Genomic DNA, 19149 nt, shown 5'->3' with positions numbered 1-19149 from the left:
GCGACGGGAACCGCCGCCGCGACGGGTCGAACCGGCGGCGCCCGCCCCCGCGGTGGCCACGGCGTCGGCCGCGTCCGGGGGCGGCAACCAGCAGTGGCCGATCCAGCCGCTGCCCGGTGAGCCGCCGCTGACCCTGTTCCGCGGCAAGGAGATGCGCGAACTGCCCGCCGGCAGCGAGCTGGACCGCTTCGGCGGCCCGAACGGCAACCTGACCTACGCGGCCGGGACCCCGTTCGAGGAGCGTTCGCTGGTGCCCGAGTGGGTGAACCGGCCGTACCACGTGTACCGGGTGCAGCGGCCGATCGAGGCGCTGGCCGGGGTCGCGATCCCGTGGTTCAACCAGCCCGGCGGCGGCGCGGCGTACCTGCTGCCCGCGTCGATCGAGGACCTGCTCGCCTCGGGCGACCTGATCGAGCTGGACCCGGGCGAACCGCCGATCGACTAGCCGCTCGCGCGGGACGGGCACCTTGCCGCTCGGGGTGGCGCCTGCCGAGCCCGGCGAGGTGACCGCGCCCGGCGGCCTGCCGCGACCGTGGCGCGCACGCCACTCCCGCCGGGGCGCCGTGACCGCGCCCCGGCGGCGGGCCGTGCACCAGCCGCGCGAGTGTCAGTCGATCACCAAACCGTGCGCCGCGGCGAAGGTGACCGCCGTTTCCAGATCCACCCGTGCCCCGCGCAGCTTCGCCTGCACCAGGCCGTTCGCGTCGAGCTCGGCGCCGCGCAGGTCGGCGCCGGTCAGGTCGGCGCCCGTCAAGCGGGCGCCGCGAAAGTCGCTGTTCCGCAGGTCGGCCTCGGACAGGTTCGCGTCCACGAAACTGGCCTCCCGGAACCGCAACCCGGACAGCGCCCGGCGCCGCAGGTTCGCCCGGCTGAAGTTCGCCAGCGAGAAATCGCTGTCCCGCACGGACATCCCGCGCAACCCACCGTCCACGAAGGACGATCCGAGCAACGAGCACCCGCTCCACGAACTGTCCGCCAGCACCGTCCGGTCGAAGACGCACGACCGGAACGCCGAAGCCTGGTGCCGAGACTCCCCCAGGTCCGCGCCCGAGAAGTCGCACTCGTCGAAGGTGCAGCCCTGCGTGACCAGCCGGCGCAGGTCCGCGCCGCTGAAATCGCACCGGCTGAACTGCCGCTTCTCCCACGTGCTCCCCGGCAGAACGGCGTCCCGGTAGTCCTCGGCGATCTCCATCCGGCGAGCTAATCACACCCGCCACACGGGCCGAGGAAACCGCGGCGGCCCGCCCCTCAACGCAACCCGGTGACCCGCCGCGCGATCTCGGCGACCGGCAGGCCCTGGTCCCGCAGCAGGGGCGTGCCGGGATGCCACCAGGCGATCGCCGAGACCTCGTCCTCCTGGGGCGCCACCGCCGGCTCGGTCGCGAAACCCGTCCGGTAGACGGCGGCGTACTCGCGCCGCAGCGGGTCGCGCAGCACGAACCTGGCCACGGCGGCGAACCGCAGGCCGCTGACCACGATCCCGGTCTCCTCGGCCAGTTCCCGCATCGCGGCCTGGTGCGACGTCTCCCCCGGTTCGATCATCCCGCCGGGCAGCTCCCACTGCCCGCGCCGCCGGTCGAACACCAGCAGCACCCGGTCGTCCACCTCGACGACCACCAGGGCGAGCGGCATCGGCACCGCGGGATCCGTCGCGACCCCGAACCGCAGGCTGACCAGCGTGTTCCCCCGCGCGTCGGTGATCGGCAGGTCGTTCACCGGAAGTCCCGCGACTTCGACGGCACCCGCATCGACAGGTGCTGCAGCCGGTCCGCGCGCACGCTCACCACCCCGTCCGCCCGCTCGATCACCCCGCGGATCAGCATCGCCGCGCTGCCCCGCGCCACCCGGTGGTAGCGGCGCCACAACCCGGCCGAGCACACGACGTTGACCATGCCCGTCTCGTCCTCGATGTTGAGGAACGTGACCCCGCCCGCGGTCGCCGGGCGCTGCCGGTGCGTCACCGCCCCTCCGATCAGTACCCGGGCGCCGTCCTCGACGTCCACCAGTTTTCCGGCCGGCACCACGCCCAGCGCGTCCAGCCGCTCGCGGATGAACTGCGTCGGGAAGCTGTCCGGCGACAACCCGGTGGCCCACACGTCGGCGACCGCCTCGTCGATCTCGTCCATCCCGGGCAGCGTCGGCGCGTGCGCCCCGGCCAGCGTGACCGGCAGCTTCTCCGGCCGCTCCTGCGCCACCGCCCCGGCCGCCCACAACGCGCGCCGCCGGTCGCCGGCGATCTCGCCGAACCGGCCGAACGCGCCCGCCGTGGCCAGCGCCTCGATCTGCGGCGTGGTCAGCCGCACGCGCCGCGCCAGGTCCGCCATGTCGGTGAACGCGCCGCCCCGCTGCCGTTCCGCGACGATCTCCTCGGCGAGCTTCTGCCCGATCATCCGCACGGTCGCCAATCCGATCCGCACCGCCAGGCCCTCGTCACCGCGTTCGAGCGTGGCGTGCGGCAGGCTCGCGTTGATGTCCGGGCCGTGCACGGTGATGCCGTGCCGCCGGGCGTCGGCGACCAGCGACTGCGGCGAGTAGAACCCCATCGGCTGCGCCCGCAGCAGCGCCGCGCAGAACGCCGCCGGGTGGTAGCGCTTGAAGTACGCGCTGGCGAACACGAGGTAGGCGAAGCTCAGCGCGTGGCTCTCCGGGAAGCCGAAGTTCGCGAACGCCATCAGCTTGTGGAAGATCCGCGCGATCAGCTCGTCGTCGAGGCCGTTGCGCCGGGCGCCCGCGTAGAACCGTTCCCGCAGCCGTTCCATCTTCCGCGTGGACCGCTTCGACCCCATCGCGTGCCGCAGCTCGTCGGCCTCCGCGGCGGTGAAGTTCGCGACGTCCAGCGCGATCTGCATCATCTGCTCCTGGAACAACGGCACCCCCAGCGTCTTGTCCAGCGCGTTCGCCAGCAGCGGGTGGTCGTGTGCCCAGTCCTCGCGACCGGTGGCCCGCCGGATGTAGGGGTGCACCGAGCCGCCCTGGATCGGGCCCGGCCGGATCAACGCGACCTCGATCGCCAGGTCGTAGAACTTCTCCGGCTTCAGCCGCGGCAGGGTCGCCATCTGCGCCCGGCTCTCCACCTGGAACACGCCGATCGCGTCCGCGCGCTGCAGCATCTCGTAGACCTCGGCGTCCTCCAGGTCCAGTTTGGACAGATCGATTTCGATGCCCTCGAACTCGCGCACCAGGTCCAGCATGTAGTGCAGGGCGGAGAGCATGCCCAGGCCGAGCAGGTCGAACTTGACCAGCCCCACCGAGGCGCAGTCGTCCTTCTCCCACTGCAGCACGCTGCGGTCGGCCATGCGCGCCCATTCGATCGGGCACACCTCGCTCACCGGCTGGTGGCAGATCACCATCCCGCCGGAGTGGATGCCCAGGTGCCGCGGGAAGTCCTCCAGTGCGGCGGCCACCTGCAGCACCGGTAGCGGGATGTCGTGATCGGTGTCGTCCTTGGTGTCGTGCAACGGGCCCCAGCGGTCGATCTGCTTGCTCCACGCGTCCTGCTGGCCGGGCGAGTAGCCGAAGGCCCGTGCCGCGTCGCGGATCGCGGACTTGGCGCGGTAGGTGATCACGTTCGCCACCTGCGCGGTGCGCGTGCGCCCGTACTTGCGGTAGACGTACTGGATCACCTCCTCGCGGCGGTCGGACTCGATGTCCAGGTCGATGTCCGGGTAACCGTCCCGGTCCGGCGCGAGGAAGCGTTCGAACAGCAGCTTCCAGCGCACCGAGTCGACCTTGGTGATGCCCAGCGCGTAGCAGACCGCGGAGTTCGCCGCGGATCCGCGGCCCTGGCACAGGATGTCGTTGCGGCGGCAGAACTCGACGATGTCCCACACGATGAGGAAGTAGCCGGGGAAGTTCAGCTGCTCGATGATCCGCAGCTCGTGCTCGATCTGCCGCAGGGCGTCCGGGTCGTTGCCGTAGCGGTGCGCGGCCCCGCGGTAGACCTCCTCGCGCAGGAAGGACGCCTCGGTGTAGCCGGCGGGGACGTCGTAGGGCGGCAGCTCGGGCGCGACCAGCTTCAGGTCGAAGGCGCACTCCAGGCCGAGCAGCGCGGCCCGCTGCACCGCGCCGGGGTAGCGGGCGAACCGCCGCGCCATCTCCTCGCCGGACCGCAGGAACGCCGTGCCGGACGCGGGCAGCCAGCCGGCCATGTCGTCCAGGCCGCGGCGGGCGCGGATCGCGGCCATCGCGCCGGCCAGCCGTCCCCGGTCCGGGGTGGCGTAGTGGGCGGCGGTGGTGGCGACGGTCGGCAGGCCCTGCTCGGCGGCCAGCGCGGCGAGAACGTCGTTGTGCACCCCGTCCTCGGGGTAGCCGTGGTCGGTCAGCTCGACGTACACCGACTCGAACCGGTCGCGGAGCCGCCGCAGTTCCCGCCCGGCCGCCTCCGGGCCGCCGCGGGCCAGCGCCCGCCGGACCGCGCCCTTGCGGCACCCGGTGAGCGCGACGACGTTGCCGGCGACCTCGTTCGCGACGGCGTCCAGGTCGTAGACCGGGCGGCCCTTCTCCGCCCGGTCGGTCGACGTGGCGTGGTCGTGCCCGGCCAGCTGGCCGGCGGTGATCGCCCGGCACAGGGCGGCGTAACCGTCCTGCTGCTTGGCGAGCAGCAGCAGGTGCTCGCCCTCCGGGTCGGCGACGCCGTTCTGCGGAGCGGACAGGCCGAAGCTCAGCTCGGTGCCGAACACCGTGTGCACGCCCAGTTCGCGTGCCGCGTCGGCGAACCTCACCACCCCGTACATGCCGTCGTGGTCGGTGAGCGCGATCGCGTCGAGCCCCAGCCGCGACGCCTCCTCGACCAGCTCCTCGGGGTGGCTCGCGCCGTCCAGGAAGCTGAAGTTGGAGTGGCAGTGCAGCTCGGCGTAGGGCACCCGGCGCCGCCCGCCCGCGTGGTCGTCCCCGCGCGGGGGCGCGACGGTGCTGGGCCGGACGTAGCCCTCCCGCTTCCGGCTCCACGCGGGGCTGTCCCCGCCGTCGCCCGCGGCCGGTTTGCCGGACAGCCTGCGTTCCAGCTCCTCCCAGCTGACCGGCGGGTTGTGGAAGGCCATCAGTCCACCGGGCGTCGCGGCACCGGGATGGGCAGCAGCATCTGCTCGTCCTCGGGCTCGAGCGACTCGACCACCTTGCGCGGCAGGGCCAGCCAGTGCTGCAGGTCCCGGAAGTACTCGTCGTCCATCAGTCGTACACTCCCTCCACTGTCCATTGCGGACTCGTTCCGCCCACTCTCGTCAGCAGCACCGCCGTTTCCGGTTCCCCGGCCAGCACGGCCTGCACCCGGGTGCGCACCCCGTCACCACCCGGTGTCCACCAGTGCGCGTCGACCAGCCACGGGCCGGCCCAGTCCAGGACCTCCCGCGGCGGGCCGTCTCCCACCGAAACCCGGTGCGGTGCCGCGGACAGCTCCCGGCGCCGGGTGACGTGCACCTCCGCGCCCGACGCGTCGAGGACACGCGCGGGCAGCGGCTTCTCGTAGACCGTGGCCGGGGACGGCGCGGGCAGCCGTCCCGGCCACGGCACGTCCGGCGGGCTGTGCGGTGTCCGCGGGTCGCCCCACGGCACCAGCCGGACGCGTTCGGCCGGGCCGCGGCCACCGTCGAGCACTGCCGTGAAGACGCTGTCCGGGCCGAGCAGGCCCTGGACCCGCACCAGCGCGCGGCCGGCCTTTTCCGCGCGCTCGTCGGCCAGGCCGTGGATGCCGTCCTGCCACAGGCCCAGCTGCAGCGAATGCCCGTCGACGGTCTCCTCGGGCGCCAGCCGCAGCCGCTCCACCCCGGCGGTGGGGCGCTCGTCCGGCGCGGCGCGCAGCCAGCCCTCGAACTGCCAGCGCACCCGGTCCGCGATGCCCTGCGGCGTCAGCGGTTCGGCGCACCGCCACACGCGGCTCAGTTCCTCGCCGTGCTCGGTGGTGGCGTAGATGCCCAGGCGGGTGCAGGCCAGGCCGTGCCGGGCGAGGCCGCCGTGGAACCGCTCGGCGAGCGTGCGCGCCATGAACGCCGCGGCGTCCACGCGGTCCAGCGGCGGGTCGAAGGTCTTGGTGACGGTGAGTTCGGGTGGCGGGCGGCGCCGGTGCGGGGGCCGTTCGTCCAGGCCGCGCGCCAGCCGGTGCGCGACCAGGCCCGCGCGGCCGAACCGCGCGGCGACGTCCCGTTCGGCGAGCTTCGCGAACGCGCCGAGCGTGCGCAAACCCAGGCGGCGCAACAGGTCCACCAGTTCGGCGCGGTCGGAGTCCGGCTGGTCGAGTTCGCCGACCGGCAGGGGCGCGAGGAACTCGGCGGCGGTGTCGCGGTCGACGATGCGGGACCGGTGGGCGGCCAGTGTCGCGGCGAACAGCCCGTCCGCGATGCCGATCTGGCACTCCACTTGGTGGGAGACGTGTTCGGCGAGCAGTTCCGCGAGGCGCAGCTCGCCGCCGAAGTAGCCGGACGCGCCGGCGGCGGGCACCGCGACCAGGCCGGGTCGGACCACCTCGACCCCGACGACCAGCTCCTCCACGGCGGCCGCGACGGGCTCGAAGAGACGCGCGTCGCGGTCCTCGTCCGGGCCGAAGACCTGGAGTTCGGGACAGCGGGACTGCGCGTCCCGGCGGCGCATGCCGCGCCGGATGCCGGCGGCACGGGCGATCGCGGTGCACGCGACGACCCGGTTGGCGTGGAACACCGCGGCGGGCAGGTGGAGGGGCGTGCCCTCGGCCAGACACGCGGCGACGGCGGGCCAGTCCGGCACCCAGAGCACCAGCATGCGCGGCGGTTTGTCTACTGTGGACATACGGTGCTCCGCGCGCCGGTGGGGTGTCCCGGCCGCGCCGGGACACCCCACGCCGATGCCAGCATCGGCGAGTGCAGGACTCGCGCGCCCGAGCGTGGAACTCGCGCGCCCGAGCGTGGAACTCGCCCGCCGGAGTGCAGGACTCGCCCGCCGGAGTGCAGGACTCGCGCGCCCGAGCGTGGGACTCGCCGCCCGGCGCACCTCCCGCGGCTCAGCCCGCACCCCGGGCGAACTCGCTTCCCCGCGCCCGTCGCCGAAGCAATCCCGCACCGCTCCGCGGCGCCCGAAGAATCGCCGCGCATCAGCTCACCTCCCGGGCCAGTTCCAGCACCGGCTCGGGTGCTGCTGCCGGGGCCCCCGCAGACCCCGGCAGCAGCAGATCCGCCCGCCGGGGCCGCGTCGCCGCGCCCCGGCCGGCACCCTGGACACGGACCCGCCGCTCACGCAGGTACCCGTGCCCGCCTTCGAGGCCGGTCCAGCGACCGGCCACGCAGTTGAGCTCCACCTCGGCGCCGGGCCACGGCCCGAGGGAGAGCAGCACGGCGCCCCGATGCCGTGCCCGCGCCGAAAGGCGCCGTACCTCCTGCGGCGCCGCGCCCCGAGCGGCGACCGCCACCACGTCCATCCCGTCCAGCAGCGCACCGGCGACCGCGGCGAACTCGGCCCCGGGCCGCGGCACCAGCGCGAGCCGGCTCACCTCGACCCCGAGTTCCGCAGCGGCCACCAGACCGAGGTCCGGCATCCCCACCGCCGCGGCCCACGATCCGGTCGCCGTCGCCTCGGCCAGCAGCGCGAGGAGCAACGACACCGATCCGCGCACCGCGATCGTGCTCCCCCGGCGCAGGCCCGCCGACGGCAGCAGACGGCGCAACTCCGGCCGCACCGGCAGCACGCGCCCGGTCAGCTGGGCGTGCTCCGCCTCGGCGGCCACCCCGCTGGCCGTGCTCACCCCGGGCAGCGCTGCCAGTGCCGCGACCGACATGCCACCTCCCCACGACGCGCCTGCAAGACCCTGCTGACGTCACCGTGGGGAAGCCGGCGACTGTTCGAACTCCTGTTCGACTCGCTTAGTTTGCCTCGAACACCTGTGCGATGTCAAGACGAATGCAGCGCGTCCATCACGAGACCGAGAAGCCGGTCGACCTGCTCCGGGGTCTCGCTGGCCGCGGTGCTCAGGAAGACCCCCAGCAGCAGCGCGGTGACGTCCTCGGCAGCGACGTCGCCGCGGAGCGATCCGGCGTCGGCCCCGGCGGCCAGGATCGTGGCGATCGCCGCGGTGATGCGCTCCCGCGTGACCGGCGTGGCGATCCGCCCCGAGGCCCAGCCGGCGCGCAGCGTCTCGACCATGCCGCGTTTCGTCGCGACGAAGGCGGCGTAGCGCCCCATCCAGGCACGCATCGCCTCATCCGGCGGGAGCTCCGCCAACAGGACGGCGGCACTGCCGGTGACGTCGTCGAGTTCGGCGGCGTACACGGCCTCCACCAGGGCCTCCCGGGTCGGGAAGTGGCGGTACAGCGTGCCGATGCCGACACCGGCCTCGCGGGCGATCCCTTCGAGCGACGCGTCACCGGCCGCGAAGGCGGCCCGCGCGACCTCGACGAGCTTGTCCCGGTTGCGCAGCGCATCGGCCCGCGGGGCGCGGGGCTTCTTCCCGGAACTCAAAGCGGAGGCACCTCCGGTAAAAGTGCTACAGTCGATGAAACGGAGGCCACTCCGCTTATCCTACCTTCGCGTGGAAGGACTCCCATGATCACGAACAGCACGCCTCCGCGCGCCGGAGGGGCCGGGACGCTCGCCGGCCGCACGGTGTCCCGCATCGGGTTCGGCGCGATGCAGCTGGAGCGACTGCACACCGACCGCGACGCCGCGATCGCCCTGCTGCGCCGGGTGGTGGAGCTCGGCGTCGACCACGTCGACACCGCCCAGTTCTACGGCGACGGGTTCGTCAACGAGGTCATCCGGGACGCGTTCCGCCCCGAAGACGGCGTGATGATCGTCAGCAAGGTCGGCGCCGACCCCGACCCGGGCGGCCGGATCCCGCTGCGTCCCGCTCAGCGGCCCGAGCAGCTGCGGGCGAGCGTCGAGGACAACCTCAAGTCCCTCGGCGTCGACCGGATCCCGGTGGTGAACCTGCGCCGCCTGGACACCGGGCCGGGGCTGCGCGCCGAGGGTGACCAGATCGTCGACCTCGACGACCAGCTCGCGGTGATGATCGCGATGCGGGACGAGGGCAAGATCGGCGCGATCGGCCTGAGCGCGGTCACCCCGGACGGTCTGCGCCGGGCCCTGCCCGCCGGGATCGTCTGCGTCCAGAACTCCTACAGCCTGGTCGCGCGCGGGGACGAGGAGCTGCTGCGGCTCTGCCTCGCCGAGCAGATCGCCTGGGTCCCGTTCTTCCCGCTCGGCGGCGCCTTCCCCGGCATGCCGAAGGTGACCGACGAGCCGGCCGTCACCGCGGCCGCGGAGGCCCTCGGCCGCACCCCCGCCCAGGTCGGCCTCGCCTGGCTGCTGCACCACGCGCCGAACGTGTTGCTGATCCCGGGCACCGCGAATCCGGCGCACCTCGAAGCCAACGTCGCCGCGGGCACGATCGAGCTGGACGGAACGGCCATGGCCGCGCTGGACGCGGTCGAGTCCCGCTCCGGCGACATCCCGCTCGGCTGAGCGGCGCGGCACAAATCGGGGGATGACCCAGGTCGTCCGCTCACCGAGCCGCGGCGGGTGACGATCACCGGGACCGCCACCCCGCTCTGAGACGTCAGTGGGCGAAGTGGCGCGTGCCCGTCAGGTACAGCGTCACGCCGGCCTCCTCGGCCGCAGCGATCACCTCGGCGTCCCGCACCGAACCACCCGGCTGGACGACCGCGCGGACACCGGCGTCGATCAGCACCTGCAGCCCGTCCGGGAACGGGAAGAACGCGTCGGACGCGGCCACCGAGCCCTTGACCCGGTCACCGGCGCGCTGCACAGCCAGCCGGGACGAATCGACGCGGTTGACCTGGCCCATGCCGACGCCGACCGTCGCGCCACCGCTGGCCAGCAGGATCGCGTTCGACTTCACCGCGCGGATCGCCCGCCACGCGAACTCCAGGTCCGCGAGCGTGTGGGCGTCGGCGGCCTCGCCGGTGGCCAGGGTCCAGTTCTCCGGCGAGTCGCCGGGCGCGTCGATCCGGTCGACGGTCTGCACGAGCATGCCGCCGGAGATCGGGCGGAACTCGATCGGGTCCGCGTCGGCGAGCGCGGGCAGCTTCAGCAGGCGCACGTTCTTCTTGCGCTTGAGCACGTCCAGCGCCTCGTCCTCGAAGTCCGGCGCGAGCACGACCTCGGTGAACACCTCGGCGATCTGCTCGGCGGCCTCGCGGGTGATCGGCCGGTTCGCCGCGATCACACCGCCGTAGGCCGACACCGGGTCGCACGCGTGCGCCTTGCGGTGCGCCTCGGCGATGTCGACGCCGACCGCGATGCCGCACGGGTTGGCGTGCTTGATGATCGCGACCGCGGGGGCCTCGAAGTCGTAGGCGGCGCGGCGGGCGGCGTCGGTGTCGACGTAGTTGTTGTACGACATGGCCTTGCCGTGCAGCTGCTCGGCGTGGGCCAGGCCGGAGCGCCAGTGCCGGTACACCGCGGCGCGCTGATGCGGGTTCTCGCCGTAGCGCAGCACCTCGCCGCGCTCCCAGGTGCCGCCGGTGAAGTCGGGGAAACCGGAGTCGTCCGCCGGGGCGTAGGCGTTGGCGAACCACGACGCGACCGCCATGTCGTAGCTCGCGGTGTGGGCGTAGGCCTGGGCCGCGAGGCGCTTGCGGTCGGCCAGCTCGAAACCGCCCGCGCGGACCTGCTCCAGCACCCACCCGTAGCGGGCCGGGTCGACCACGACGGCCACGTTGTTGTGGTTCTTCGCCGCGGCGCGGACCATCGCCGGGCCGCCGATGTCGATGTTCTCCACGCAGTCCTCGGGGCTCGCGCCGGAGGCGACGGTCTCGCGGAACGGGTAGAGGTTGACCACCAGCAGGTCGAACGGCGCGATGTCCAGCTCACGCAGCTGCTCGACGTGCTCGGCGCGGTCGCGGTCGGCCAGCAGGCCGGCGTGCACCCGCGGGTGCAGCGTCTTGACCCGGCCGTCGAAGGACTCCGGGAAACCGGTGACCTGCTCGACCGGCGTGACCGGCACCCCGGCGTCGGCGAGCGCCTTGGCCGTGCCGCCGGTGGAGACGATCTCCACACCGGCCGCGTGCAGCGCGGTGCCAAGTTCCAGCAGGCCCGTCTTGTCCGAAACGCCGATCAGGGCGCGCTTGACCGGACGCCGACCCTCCACCGTCACCGCAACCTCACCTTCCGTCCCTCGACCGTGGCACCGGCCCGGCCGAGTCGTTCCACCACGTCCACGAGCAGCCGTCGTTCCACGACCTTGATGCGCTCGTGCAGCCTGTCCTCGTCGTCGTCCGGCTCCACCACCACCGCCTCCTGGGCGATGATCGGGCCCGTGTCGACCCCGGCGTCCACGAAGTGCACCGTGCAGCCGGTCAGCTTGACGCCCAGCTCCAGCGCGTCGGCCACGGAGTGCATCCCGGGGAACGACGGCAGCAGGGCCGGGTGGGTGTTGATCACGCGGTTCGGGAAGCGCGTGAGGAAGTTCGTCCCCAGGATCTTCAGGAAACCCGCCGACACCACCAGATCGGGCTCGTAGGCGGCGACCGCCTCGGTGAGGGCCTTGTCCCAGGCGTCGCGGTCCGGGTGGTCGCTCAGGCGGACCGTGAAGTGCGGCACGCCGGCGCGCTCGGCGCGGGCCAGTGCCTCGGCACCCGACCGGTCCGTGCCCACGGCGACGACCTTCGCCGGGAAGTCGATGCGCTGGGTCGCGTCCAGGAGCGACTGCAGCAGCGTGCCCGATCCGGAGGCGAGCACCACCAGCTTGACCGGGACGGGCAGGTCCAACCGGCTGGAGTTCAACGCCTCTCCTTCGCCCGTGCCAAACGTCCGTGCCAAACGTCCGTGCCGAGTCTATGCTGCGCCGCGGAGCGGCTCCGTTGAGGGCGGTGGTGGGAGACGGACGGGCTAGCTGGGCTGTTCCGGCTTCTCGTCGGTGGGCGGGGGCTCCTCGTCGTCGTCCGGCTCGTCCGCGGGCTCCTCGTCCGGCTCCTCTTCGGACGGCTCTTCGGCCTCGGCCTCCAGCTCCTCCAGCTCGGCGTCGAGGTTCTCGATCTCGGCCTCGATTTCCGGCTCTGCCTCGGGTTCCGCCGGCTCCGGGCGCACCCGCGGGCCGGCGAACCAGGCGACGAGACCGCCGGGCACGGCGATCCAGCCGAACGCGGCGACCGAGGTGAGTCCGACCGGGATGGTCACCGGGTCGAACGCGCCACCGCCCAGCCGGCCGCCGGCGAGCGTGCCGAGCAACACACAACCGAACCCGACGAGCGCGCCCGCGATGCCGACGATCCGCAGCCGGGCGAGCGGGTTCTCGTCGGCGTGCCGCAGCGTCCAGCCGAGCAGCGCGCCGACCGCGGCCGGCAACAGCATCAGGACCGGCCACCAGGGCGCCGCGTGCTCGGGGACGCCGGCGAGCACCGGCAGGCCCGGCACCGGACCGCCGGTGAAGGAGAACGCGGTGAGCGAGAACGAGCCGATCGAGAAGCCCGGTCCGGTGACGAAGGCCAGGCCGCCGACCACCGCGTTGGGCAGGTAACCCAGCGACAGCAGCAGCATTCCGGCGCCGCTGCCGAACCCGGGCGCGTTGTCGGCGAACAGCTCGCGGATCGTGCCGGAGGCGAGGACCAGGCCGACGGTGTGCACGAGCGCGCCGGCCGCGAGCAGCCCGGCCAGGCCCAGCGCACCGGCACGCAGGCCGCGCACCGCGAGCGGGTCGAGGTAGTCCTTGATGGCGGCCGCGACACCGGACCGGGACGCGGCCCCCGCCGCGGCCGCGGCACCCGCGAGGACCGCGGGCACGGCGAACGCGGACAGCGGCTCCACGCGGACGCCCGCGTTGTCGCCGAAGAGGGCGATGCCCAGCCCGGCGAGGGCGTGGGCGCTGGCCACCGCGGCGATGAGCGGCACGGTGGCGCCGGGTTCGCGGTAGCCGAGGCGCTGGGTGGCGTTGGCCGCCGACCGGGCGACCAGGGCGCAGGCGCCGATGGTCGCCAGCAGCGGCAGCACGCCCAGCGGCCGCCCAGCGATCGTCAGGGGCACCTGGTAGGCGGCGAGCCAGCCCGGATCGGCCGCGCGCAGCACACCGCCGACGGAGAACTCGGCGACCGACGCCATGGCCGTGACCAGCCCGAACAGGGCGGCGACCACGACGTACCCGGTGACGATGGGACCAAGCACCGCCGCGGCGAACACCCTCGCCCGGGCCACCGGAGAGCGCTCGCCCGGGTGTTCCGGGTCAGTCACCCCTTCCCCGGACCGGCCGTACGAGGTGAGCACCTGCATGCCTCGCACCCTCGCACCCTCACTGCGCCGACCGGGTGAGCCACGCCGTTCCTCCCTCATGCGGGTTAAGCCACAAAAGGGAAATGTGGAGGGTGGGTTGCGCTGGCGCTGGACGCCCTCCCGGCGGGCGCGTGGTTCGGAGAGTCCGGCAACAGAAAACGCCCCTCCCCACACCGGGAAGAGGCGCCTTCCGAAACCGGCTCAGCTCTGCGGGCTGCCGCCGGGCGGGGTGCCGGGGTGCTGGCCCTGCTGGCCCTCGGGCTTGGCCGCGGGGTTGTAGAACTGCCCCTGCTGCGGGGCGTAGACCGTCGACTGCTGCTGGGGCGGCGTCACCGGCGGGCCGTACTGCGTGCCCGACGGGCCGGCCTTCTGCTCACCGTGGCCCTGACCGGGCTGGCCCGGCTGGCCGAACTGCCCCGGCTGCCCGTAGGGCTGGCCGTACTGCGGCTGCTGCGGCTGCGGCATCTTCAGCACACCCGCGTCGAACAGCAGCGCCGCGATCGCGACCAGCATCTGCAGGATGCCCAGGATCAGGATCACCGTGTAGATGCCCGGCGTCTCCGCCTGCTCCGGGATGTGCACGACCACCAGGATCGCGGTCAGCGCGCCGAGCACGCTGAACAGCACCGCGAACGGGAGCGTCCGCGGCGCCTTCGGCAGCACCGCGAGACCGGCGAGCAGACCACCGACGAGCAGGAACAGCACCGGCTGGTCGGCGCCCTGCGCCTCCTCGGAAAACCCGATGAAGTAGTTCACCAGGCCCAGCAGGGCGATGAACAGGGTCAGGATCATGCTCAGGTTCGCCGGCGACAGGCTCGGCCCCGACTGTGGCGCCGGGGGCTGCTGCTGGGGGAACCCGCCGGTCCCCGGGGGCTGGCCACCGCCGCCCTGCTGCGGGTATCCCGGTCCACCACTGGGGAACGTCATCGCGCTTGCTCTCCTGTCTTCGCCCGAACCGGGGTGCCGATCCGGGAACGGTTCACCGCGCCCCGGGGTTCCCGGCCACCCCATCCGGCTATCCGACGTGCCGGGGCGTCAAACGGTTGCGTCGAATTTCCGGTGCCGGAAAGCACCCCGGCCGGGCACCGCGAACGGTGCCCGGCCGGGATGTGGACCGCTGGGCGGTCAGTGCAGGTTCTCGTACAGCTCCCGGGCGAGCGCGGCGGTCTCGGACGGCGTCTTGCCGACCTTCACGCCCGCGGCCTCGAGGGCCTCCTTCTTCGCCTGCGCGGTGCCGGCCGAGCCGGACACGATCGCGCCCGCGTGCCCCATCGTCTTGCCCTCGGGGGCGGTGAAGCCCGCGACGTAGCCGACGACCGGCTTGGTCACGTTCTCCTTGATGTAGGCCGCGGCCCGCTCCTCGGCGTCGCCACCGATCTCACCGATCATGACGATGACCTCGGTCTCCGGGTCGGCCTGGAAGGCCTCCAGAGCGTCGATGTGGGTGGTGCCGATGATCGGGTCGCCACCGATGCCGACGGCCGTCGAGAAGCCGATGTCGCGCAGCTCGTACATCATCTGGTAGGTCAGCGTGCCCGACTTGGACACCAGGCCGATCTTGCCCGGGCCGGTGATGTTGGCCGGGATGATGCCGGCGTTCGACTTGCCGGGCGAGATGACGCCGGGGCAGTTCGGGCCGATGATGCGGGTCTTGTTGCCCTTGGCGACGGCGTGGGCCCAGAAGTAGGCCGAGTCGTGCACCGGGATGCCCTCGGTGATCACCACGGCGAGCGGGATCTCGGCGTCGATGGCCTCGATCACGGCGTCCTTGGCGAACTTCGGCGGCACGAAGATGACCGACACGTCGGCGCCGGTCTCCTTCATGGCCTCCTCGACCGTGCCGAACACGGTGAGGTCCTTGCCGGCGATGGTGACCGTCTGGCCGGCCTTGCGGGCGTTCACGCCGCCGACGATGTTCGAGCCGGCCTGCAGCATCTTGGTCGCGTGCTTGGTGCCCTCGGACCCGGTGATGCCCTGAACGATGATCTTGCTGCTGGAATCGAGGAAGATCGACATGTCTCTTACGCTCCTGCCGCGGCCAGCTCGGCAGCCTTGTCCGCTGCGTTGTCCATGGTGTCCACCTGCGTGACCAGCGGGTGGTTGGCCTCGTCGAGGATCCGGCGGCCTTCCTCGACGTTGTTGCCGTCGAGGCGGACCACGAGCGGCTTGGTGGCCTCGTCGCCCAGGATCTTGAGGGCCTCGACGATGCCGGTCGCGACCGCGTCGCACGCGGTGATGCCACCGAAGACGTTGACGAACACCGACTTGACGGCCGGGTCGTTCAGGATGACGTCCAGGCCGGCGGCCATGACCTCGGCGGAGGCGCCGCCGCCGATGTCGAGGAAGTTGGCGGGCTTGACGCCGCCGTGCTTCTCACCGGCGTAGGCGACGACGTCCAGGGTGGACATGACCAGGCCCGCGCCGTTGCCGATGATGCCGACCTCGCCGTCGAGCTTGACGTAGTTGAGGTCCTTCGCCTTGGCCTTGGCCTCCAGCGGGTCCTCGGCCTGCTTGTCGACGAGCTCCTCCTGCTTCGGCTGCCGGAAGGAGGCGTTCTCGTCCAGGGTGACCTTGCCGTCGAGGGCGACGATCTTGTCCTGCGGGTCGCGGACCAGCGGGTTGACCTCGACCAGGGTGGCGTCCTCGGCCACGAAGGTCTCCCACAGCTTGACGACCACGTCGGCCGCCTGGTCGCGGATGACCTCGGGGAAGTTGCCCTGGGTCAGGATCTCCAGCGCCTTGGCCTTGTCGACCCCGGCGATCGCGTCGACCGGCACCTTGGCGAGCGCCTCGGGCCGCTCCACGGCCAGCTGCTCGATCTCCATGCCGCCCTCGGCGGAGGCCATGGCGAGGAAGGTGCGGTTGGCGCGGTCCAGCAGGAAGGAGAAGTAGTACTCCTCCGCGATGTCGGACGCCTCGGTCACCAGCACGCGGCGCGTGATGTGGCCCTTGATGTCGAGGCCGAGGATGGCTTCGGCCTTCTCCTTGGCCTCGGCCGGGTCGTTGGCGAGCTTCACGCCGCCGGCCTTGCCGCGGCCGCCCGTCTTGACCTGGGCCTTGACGACGACCTGTCCACCGATCTTCTCGGCGGCGGCCTGGGCTTCTTCCGGGGTGCTCGCTACGGCGCCGGGCAGTACCGGCACGCCGTGGGCGGCGAAGAGGTCCTTCGCCTGGTATTCGTAGAGGTCCACTACTCCAGTCTCCTGACGACACACACCGCCTGAGTCACCGGTCGTCTCGCGAGGGGCGATCCGCAGGCGGGTGCTTGTTGCAAACCATGCTGCCGGACGGAGACGACCCTAGCGACCTGGGCTTTGGCTCGGGGCAGCGCATCCGGTGAACTCGGTCACCGTATGGATCCAGAGCGTGTTTTCGGGGTGTGAATCGAGCCACGCGCGGCCAGGACGGCGGCGATGACGAGCGCGAGGGCGCAGCCCAGCGCGAGCCACCAGCCCAGCCCGGCGTGGGCGCCGGTGATCTCGTCGCCGACGAGCGGCAGCTCCGCGGCCCGCCGCTCGGCGACGCAGGCGGCGCCCGCGAGCAGTGCCGCGGCGCGGGCCGGGCGGCAGCGCGGGGCGAGGACGCACGCGCCGAGGACGGTGAGGAGTGCGACCAGCAGGCCCCAGGAGGGCGTGCCGAAGCTGGACCAGAGGGCGGGTTCGACGTAGTCCGGCGCGAGGATCGACGGGGTGCCGAAGGCGCCGATGGCGAGTATCCCGGCGGCGACGAGCGGGGTGAGCAGGTCGGCGCCCGGCACGGCGGGGCCCTCCCCGAAGGCGGTGGCCGGGTCGGTGGTCTCGTCCCGTTCGACCATGCCGGCGACGACGGAGCAGCAGGCGGTGATGGCCGAGCCGACGACGGCGAGCGCGGTCCAGAGGACGCCCGGCCCCGGGGTGAGGCCGGCGCCGAACTCGGTGGCGGTGACGGCCATGGTCAGGACGGCGGTGCCGGCGAGGGGGACGGTGACCCAGGCGACCGAGAGGGCGGGCCGGGCGTAGGCGGAGGGGCCCGCGGTGAACATCACGAGGCCGAGGACGCCGACCAGCAGCCCGGCGACGAGCAGCGCCGAGCGGGACGGGCTCTGCGGGCCGTCGAGGGTCTCGGTGATGACCACCTGAGGCGTGAGGGCGCCGGCGATCGCGGCGGCCGAGGTGAGCACCGCGAGGGCGCCGGTGACGATGCGCAGGCGGCGGATGCCGGGCAGCGTGATCTCGCCGGCCTCGTCGTCCTGGGCGGCGTCCGGGGTGGTGGCGGTGGGCAGGAACGCGGCGGCGACCAGGCCGGCCGCCCCGACGAGCACGAGGATCGGCCCCGCCGCGAGCCGCACGCCGGGCAGGCTGAGCCCCGAGACGAGGTTCGGCAACCCGAGGACGGCGGCGCTGACGCCGAGCCCGAGCAACCCGCCCCGGGCGACGGCACTGCCCGACCCGGCGAGCAACACGGTGGCGACGGGCAACGCGAAGGCGAGCAGAAGACTCCCCGCGAGGACGAGGCCCGGGCTCTCGAAGGCGCTGCCGGCCGGCAGGAAGGCGTCGTTGGAGGTGAAGGGCGCCATCATGACGCCCACCGCGGAGACAACCGCGGCGAACATCCCGAAGAGGAGGCCCGCACGGCTGACTTCAGCCGCCTCGGGCCAGGCGGCGGCGGGGTCGGTGGAGGTGGGGCCGTCGCCAGATGCGGAGTTGGCTCCGAGGGTGCCGGCATCGCCTACTGCCCCGAGGAGGTGGGCCTGGACGTCCTTGCCGGAGAAACACTCGCGGCCGTGGATGCAGTCCCGTCCTTATCGGCGGCACTGGGATGCTCCGCGCCATCGGCGGAAGCACCGGGGTGGCTGCCGACATCACCGCGATCAGCGGTGGCGCCCTCCTGTGGGGTGCCACTGGGCACGGACTCGCTGGACGCCCCGCCTGGCGGTGGTGTGGCTGGCAACTGTTTCACGGCCGACGCCTCCGCAGCCGCTCGGGCGGCTGCGGAGGTGCTTGGGGTCCACGGGGTGTCCGCCTTCGGGGCGGCGGCTCGTGTTGCCATCACCCCTGCGGCGATCGCCGTGGCGTGGCCGGCCAGCAGGAGCCACAGGCCGGGCGCCGTGCCGGGGTCGGCCAGCGAGTGCAGCCGGAACAGCTCCGGGCGCGCCGCGCGGACCGGGTCCGTCAGCAGGATCAAGTCGAGCACCAGCCGTCCCGGGGCGAGGGCCGCCACCGCGGCCAGCACGCCGGCCGCGGTCTGGTGGCGTCCCTTCAGGGCGAGCACCGCGACCACGACCATCGGCGCCACGGCCAGCACCACCAGCAGCGGCACGCTGTTGAAACCGCGCGCCACACCGTTCACCACGGGCACGACGGCACCCCCGGCGAGCAGGACGGCCGAGACCGCACCCACCACGTAGGCCGGAACTGACGGGGACCGGCCCGCGGTGACCGTGTCGGGGATGGCGTCGAGCCGCGCGGCGGCCGCGCCGCCGGTGGTGTCAGTGTCCATGTGATCTCACGTTGTCGAGGGTCGGAGGAGCGGTCGGGACGGCCGGCCTCGGCGTCCGAGAGCCGCGGGCACGCCGCAGCCTGTGTCTGACACCAGCGCCCGGCGCCACCGCCTCACCGGCGATCGCGGGCCCGCGCGGTCTCGCTACCGACACCGGCGCCGACGCTAGCAAGCCTCCCAGGTTGCCCCCGGAGCCCCACGAAATAACAAACCGTGTCGCACGTCACACCAACGGCGGAATATCCCTTCTACCCAGTGTCATCGCTGCTGTTGGACGGTCGGCCCACGCCCCACGTTCGGCCCAGACGGCGGCCGGTTCTTGCCCGCGACCACATCCCTTCGTTACTGTCCCCCGGTCCCCATCACGGTCAGGTCACGATGTGGGCGACGGGCAGCCAAACCCCCGAATCGGTTGCCCACCGGGATCCCCCGCCCGGCGCCCGCTGTCTGACCCCCCGAGTAACGGAAGGCCTCGACTTGGCTCGATAC

The 19149-nt window shown here is 73.0% G+C and carries 17 protein-coding genes; 2 read left to right on the top strand and 15 right to left on the bottom strand.

Going from position 1 to position 19149, the window contains the following annotated elements; all coding sequences use genetic code 11:
- Positions 1-445, top strand: a 445-nt coding sequence (locus D0D28_RS32760; RefSeq protein WP_240323441.1) for a TNT domain-containing protein, incomplete at its 5' end; no start/stop codon positions are given.
- Between the two features lie 162 nt (positions 446-607).
- Here D0D28_RS32760 and D0D28_RS32755 read toward each other — a convergent pair.
- The 7 genes from D0D28_RS32755 to D0D28_RS32730 all read right to left on the bottom strand — a co-directional run bounded on the left by D0D28_RS32755 (position 608) and on the right by D0D28_RS32730 (position 8418).
- Positions 608-1192 (bottom strand): pentapeptide repeat-containing protein, encoded by a 585-nt coding sequence (locus D0D28_RS32755; protein ID WP_116114980.1) that lies wholly within the window; start codon positions 1190-1192, stop codon positions 608-610.
- A gap of 56 nt (positions 1193-1248) precedes the next feature.
- Complete coding sequence (locus tag D0D28_RS32750) at positions 1249-1716, bottom strand: NUDIX hydrolase (protein ID WP_116114978.1); 468 nt, start codon at positions 1714-1716, stop codon at positions 1249-1251.
- Positions 1713-5039: an error-prone DNA polymerase gene (locus D0D28_RS32745; protein WP_116114977.1), complete on the bottom strand. Its 3327-nt coding sequence runs from the start codon at positions 5037-5039 to the stop codon at positions 1713-1715. The genes D0D28_RS32750 and D0D28_RS32745 overlap by 4 nt, the downstream gene beginning before the upstream one ends.
- Positions 5039-5167: a hypothetical protein gene (locus D0D28_RS37435; protein WP_255407833.1), complete on the bottom strand. Its 129-nt coding sequence runs from the start codon at positions 5165-5167 to the stop codon at positions 5039-5041. Before D0D28_RS37435 ends, D0D28_RS32745 begins: the two co-directional genes overlap by 1 nt.
- Complete coding sequence (locus D0D28_RS32740; protein ID WP_116114975.1) at positions 5167-6729, bottom strand: DNA polymerase Y family protein; 1563 nt, start codon at positions 6727-6729, stop codon at positions 5167-5169. The genes D0D28_RS37435 and D0D28_RS32740 overlap by 1 nt, the downstream gene beginning before the upstream one ends.
- Positions 6730-7057: 328 nt before the next feature.
- On the bottom strand, positions 7058-7738 hold the full coding sequence (locus D0D28_RS32735) for a hypothetical protein (RefSeq protein ID WP_094003994.1): 681 nt from the start codon (positions 7736-7738) through the stop codon (positions 7058-7060).
- Positions 7739-7851: 113 nt separating this feature from the next.
- Entirely contained in the window at positions 7852-8418 is a 567-nt protein-coding gene (locus tag D0D28_RS32730; protein WP_116114973.1) for a TetR/AcrR family transcriptional regulator, read from the bottom strand.
- Between the two features lie 84 nt (positions 8419-8502).
- On the opposite strand from D0D28_RS32730, the gene D0D28_RS32725 reads away from it, so the two are divergent.
- Entirely contained in the window at positions 8503-9420 is a 918-nt protein-coding gene (locus D0D28_RS32725) for an aldo/keto reductase (protein ID WP_094003992.1), read from the top strand.
- Between the two features lie 94 nt (positions 9421-9514).
- Here D0D28_RS32725 and purH read toward each other — a convergent pair whose 3' ends face one another.
- The 8 genes from purH to D0D28_RS32685 form a co-directional block, all read right to left on the bottom strand.
- Positions 9515-11074, bottom strand: a complete 1560-nt coding sequence (gene purH / locus D0D28_RS32720) for a bifunctional phosphoribosylaminoimidazolecarboxamide formyltransferase/IMP cyclohydrolase (RefSeq protein ID WP_116114971.1) — start codon at positions 11072-11074, stop codon at positions 9515-9517.
- Positions 11071-11688, bottom strand: coding sequence for a phosphoribosylglycinamide formyltransferase (gene purN / locus D0D28_RS32715; RefSeq protein ID WP_094004037.1), 618 nt, complete (start codon positions 11686-11688; stop codon positions 11071-11073). Before purN ends, purH begins: the two co-directional genes overlap by 4 nt.
- Positions 11689-11808: 120 nt before the next feature.
- Complete coding sequence (locus tag D0D28_RS32710; RefSeq protein ID WP_116114969.1) at positions 11809-13182, bottom strand: cell division protein PerM; 1374 nt, start codon at positions 13180-13182, stop codon at positions 11809-11811.
- A 201-nt stretch (positions 13183-13383) separates the two neighbouring features.
- Positions 13384-14109: a DUF5336 domain-containing protein gene (locus D0D28_RS32705; RefSeq protein ID WP_094003989.1), complete on the bottom strand. Its 726-nt coding sequence runs from the start codon at positions 14107-14109 to the stop codon at positions 13384-13386.
- Positions 14110-14307: 198 nt separating this feature from the next.
- Complete coding sequence (gene sucD, locus D0D28_RS32700; RefSeq protein WP_091504942.1) at positions 14308-15198, bottom strand: succinate--CoA ligase subunit alpha; 891 nt, start codon at positions 15196-15198, stop codon at positions 14308-14310.
- 5 nt (positions 15199-15203) lie between these two features.
- On the bottom strand, positions 15204-16373 hold the full coding sequence (gene sucC, locus D0D28_RS32695; RefSeq protein WP_094003988.1) for an ADP-forming succinate--CoA ligase subunit beta: 1170 nt from the start codon (positions 16371-16373) through the stop codon (positions 15204-15206).
- A 155-nt stretch (positions 16374-16528) separates the two neighbouring features.
- Complete coding sequence (locus tag D0D28_RS37430) at positions 16529-17773, bottom strand: hypothetical protein (protein ID WP_116114968.1); 1245 nt, start codon at positions 17771-17773, stop codon at positions 16529-16531.
- Between the two features lie 116 nt (positions 17774-17889).
- Entirely contained in the window at positions 17890-18660 is a 771-nt protein-coding gene (locus D0D28_RS32685; protein ID WP_116114967.1) for a hypothetical protein, read from the bottom strand.
- Positions 18661-19149: the final 489 nt, after the last annotated feature.

Origin of the sequence: Amycolatopsis ruanii (genome assembly GCF_003385175.1) — a bacterium.
Taxonomy (GTDB): domain Bacteria; phylum Actinomycetota; class Actinomycetes; order Mycobacteriales; family Pseudonocardiaceae; genus Amycolatopsis_E; species Amycolatopsis_E thermalba.
Note: the sequence above shows the minus strand (reverse complement) of the source record. Positions and strands in the feature narration are given on the sequence as shown.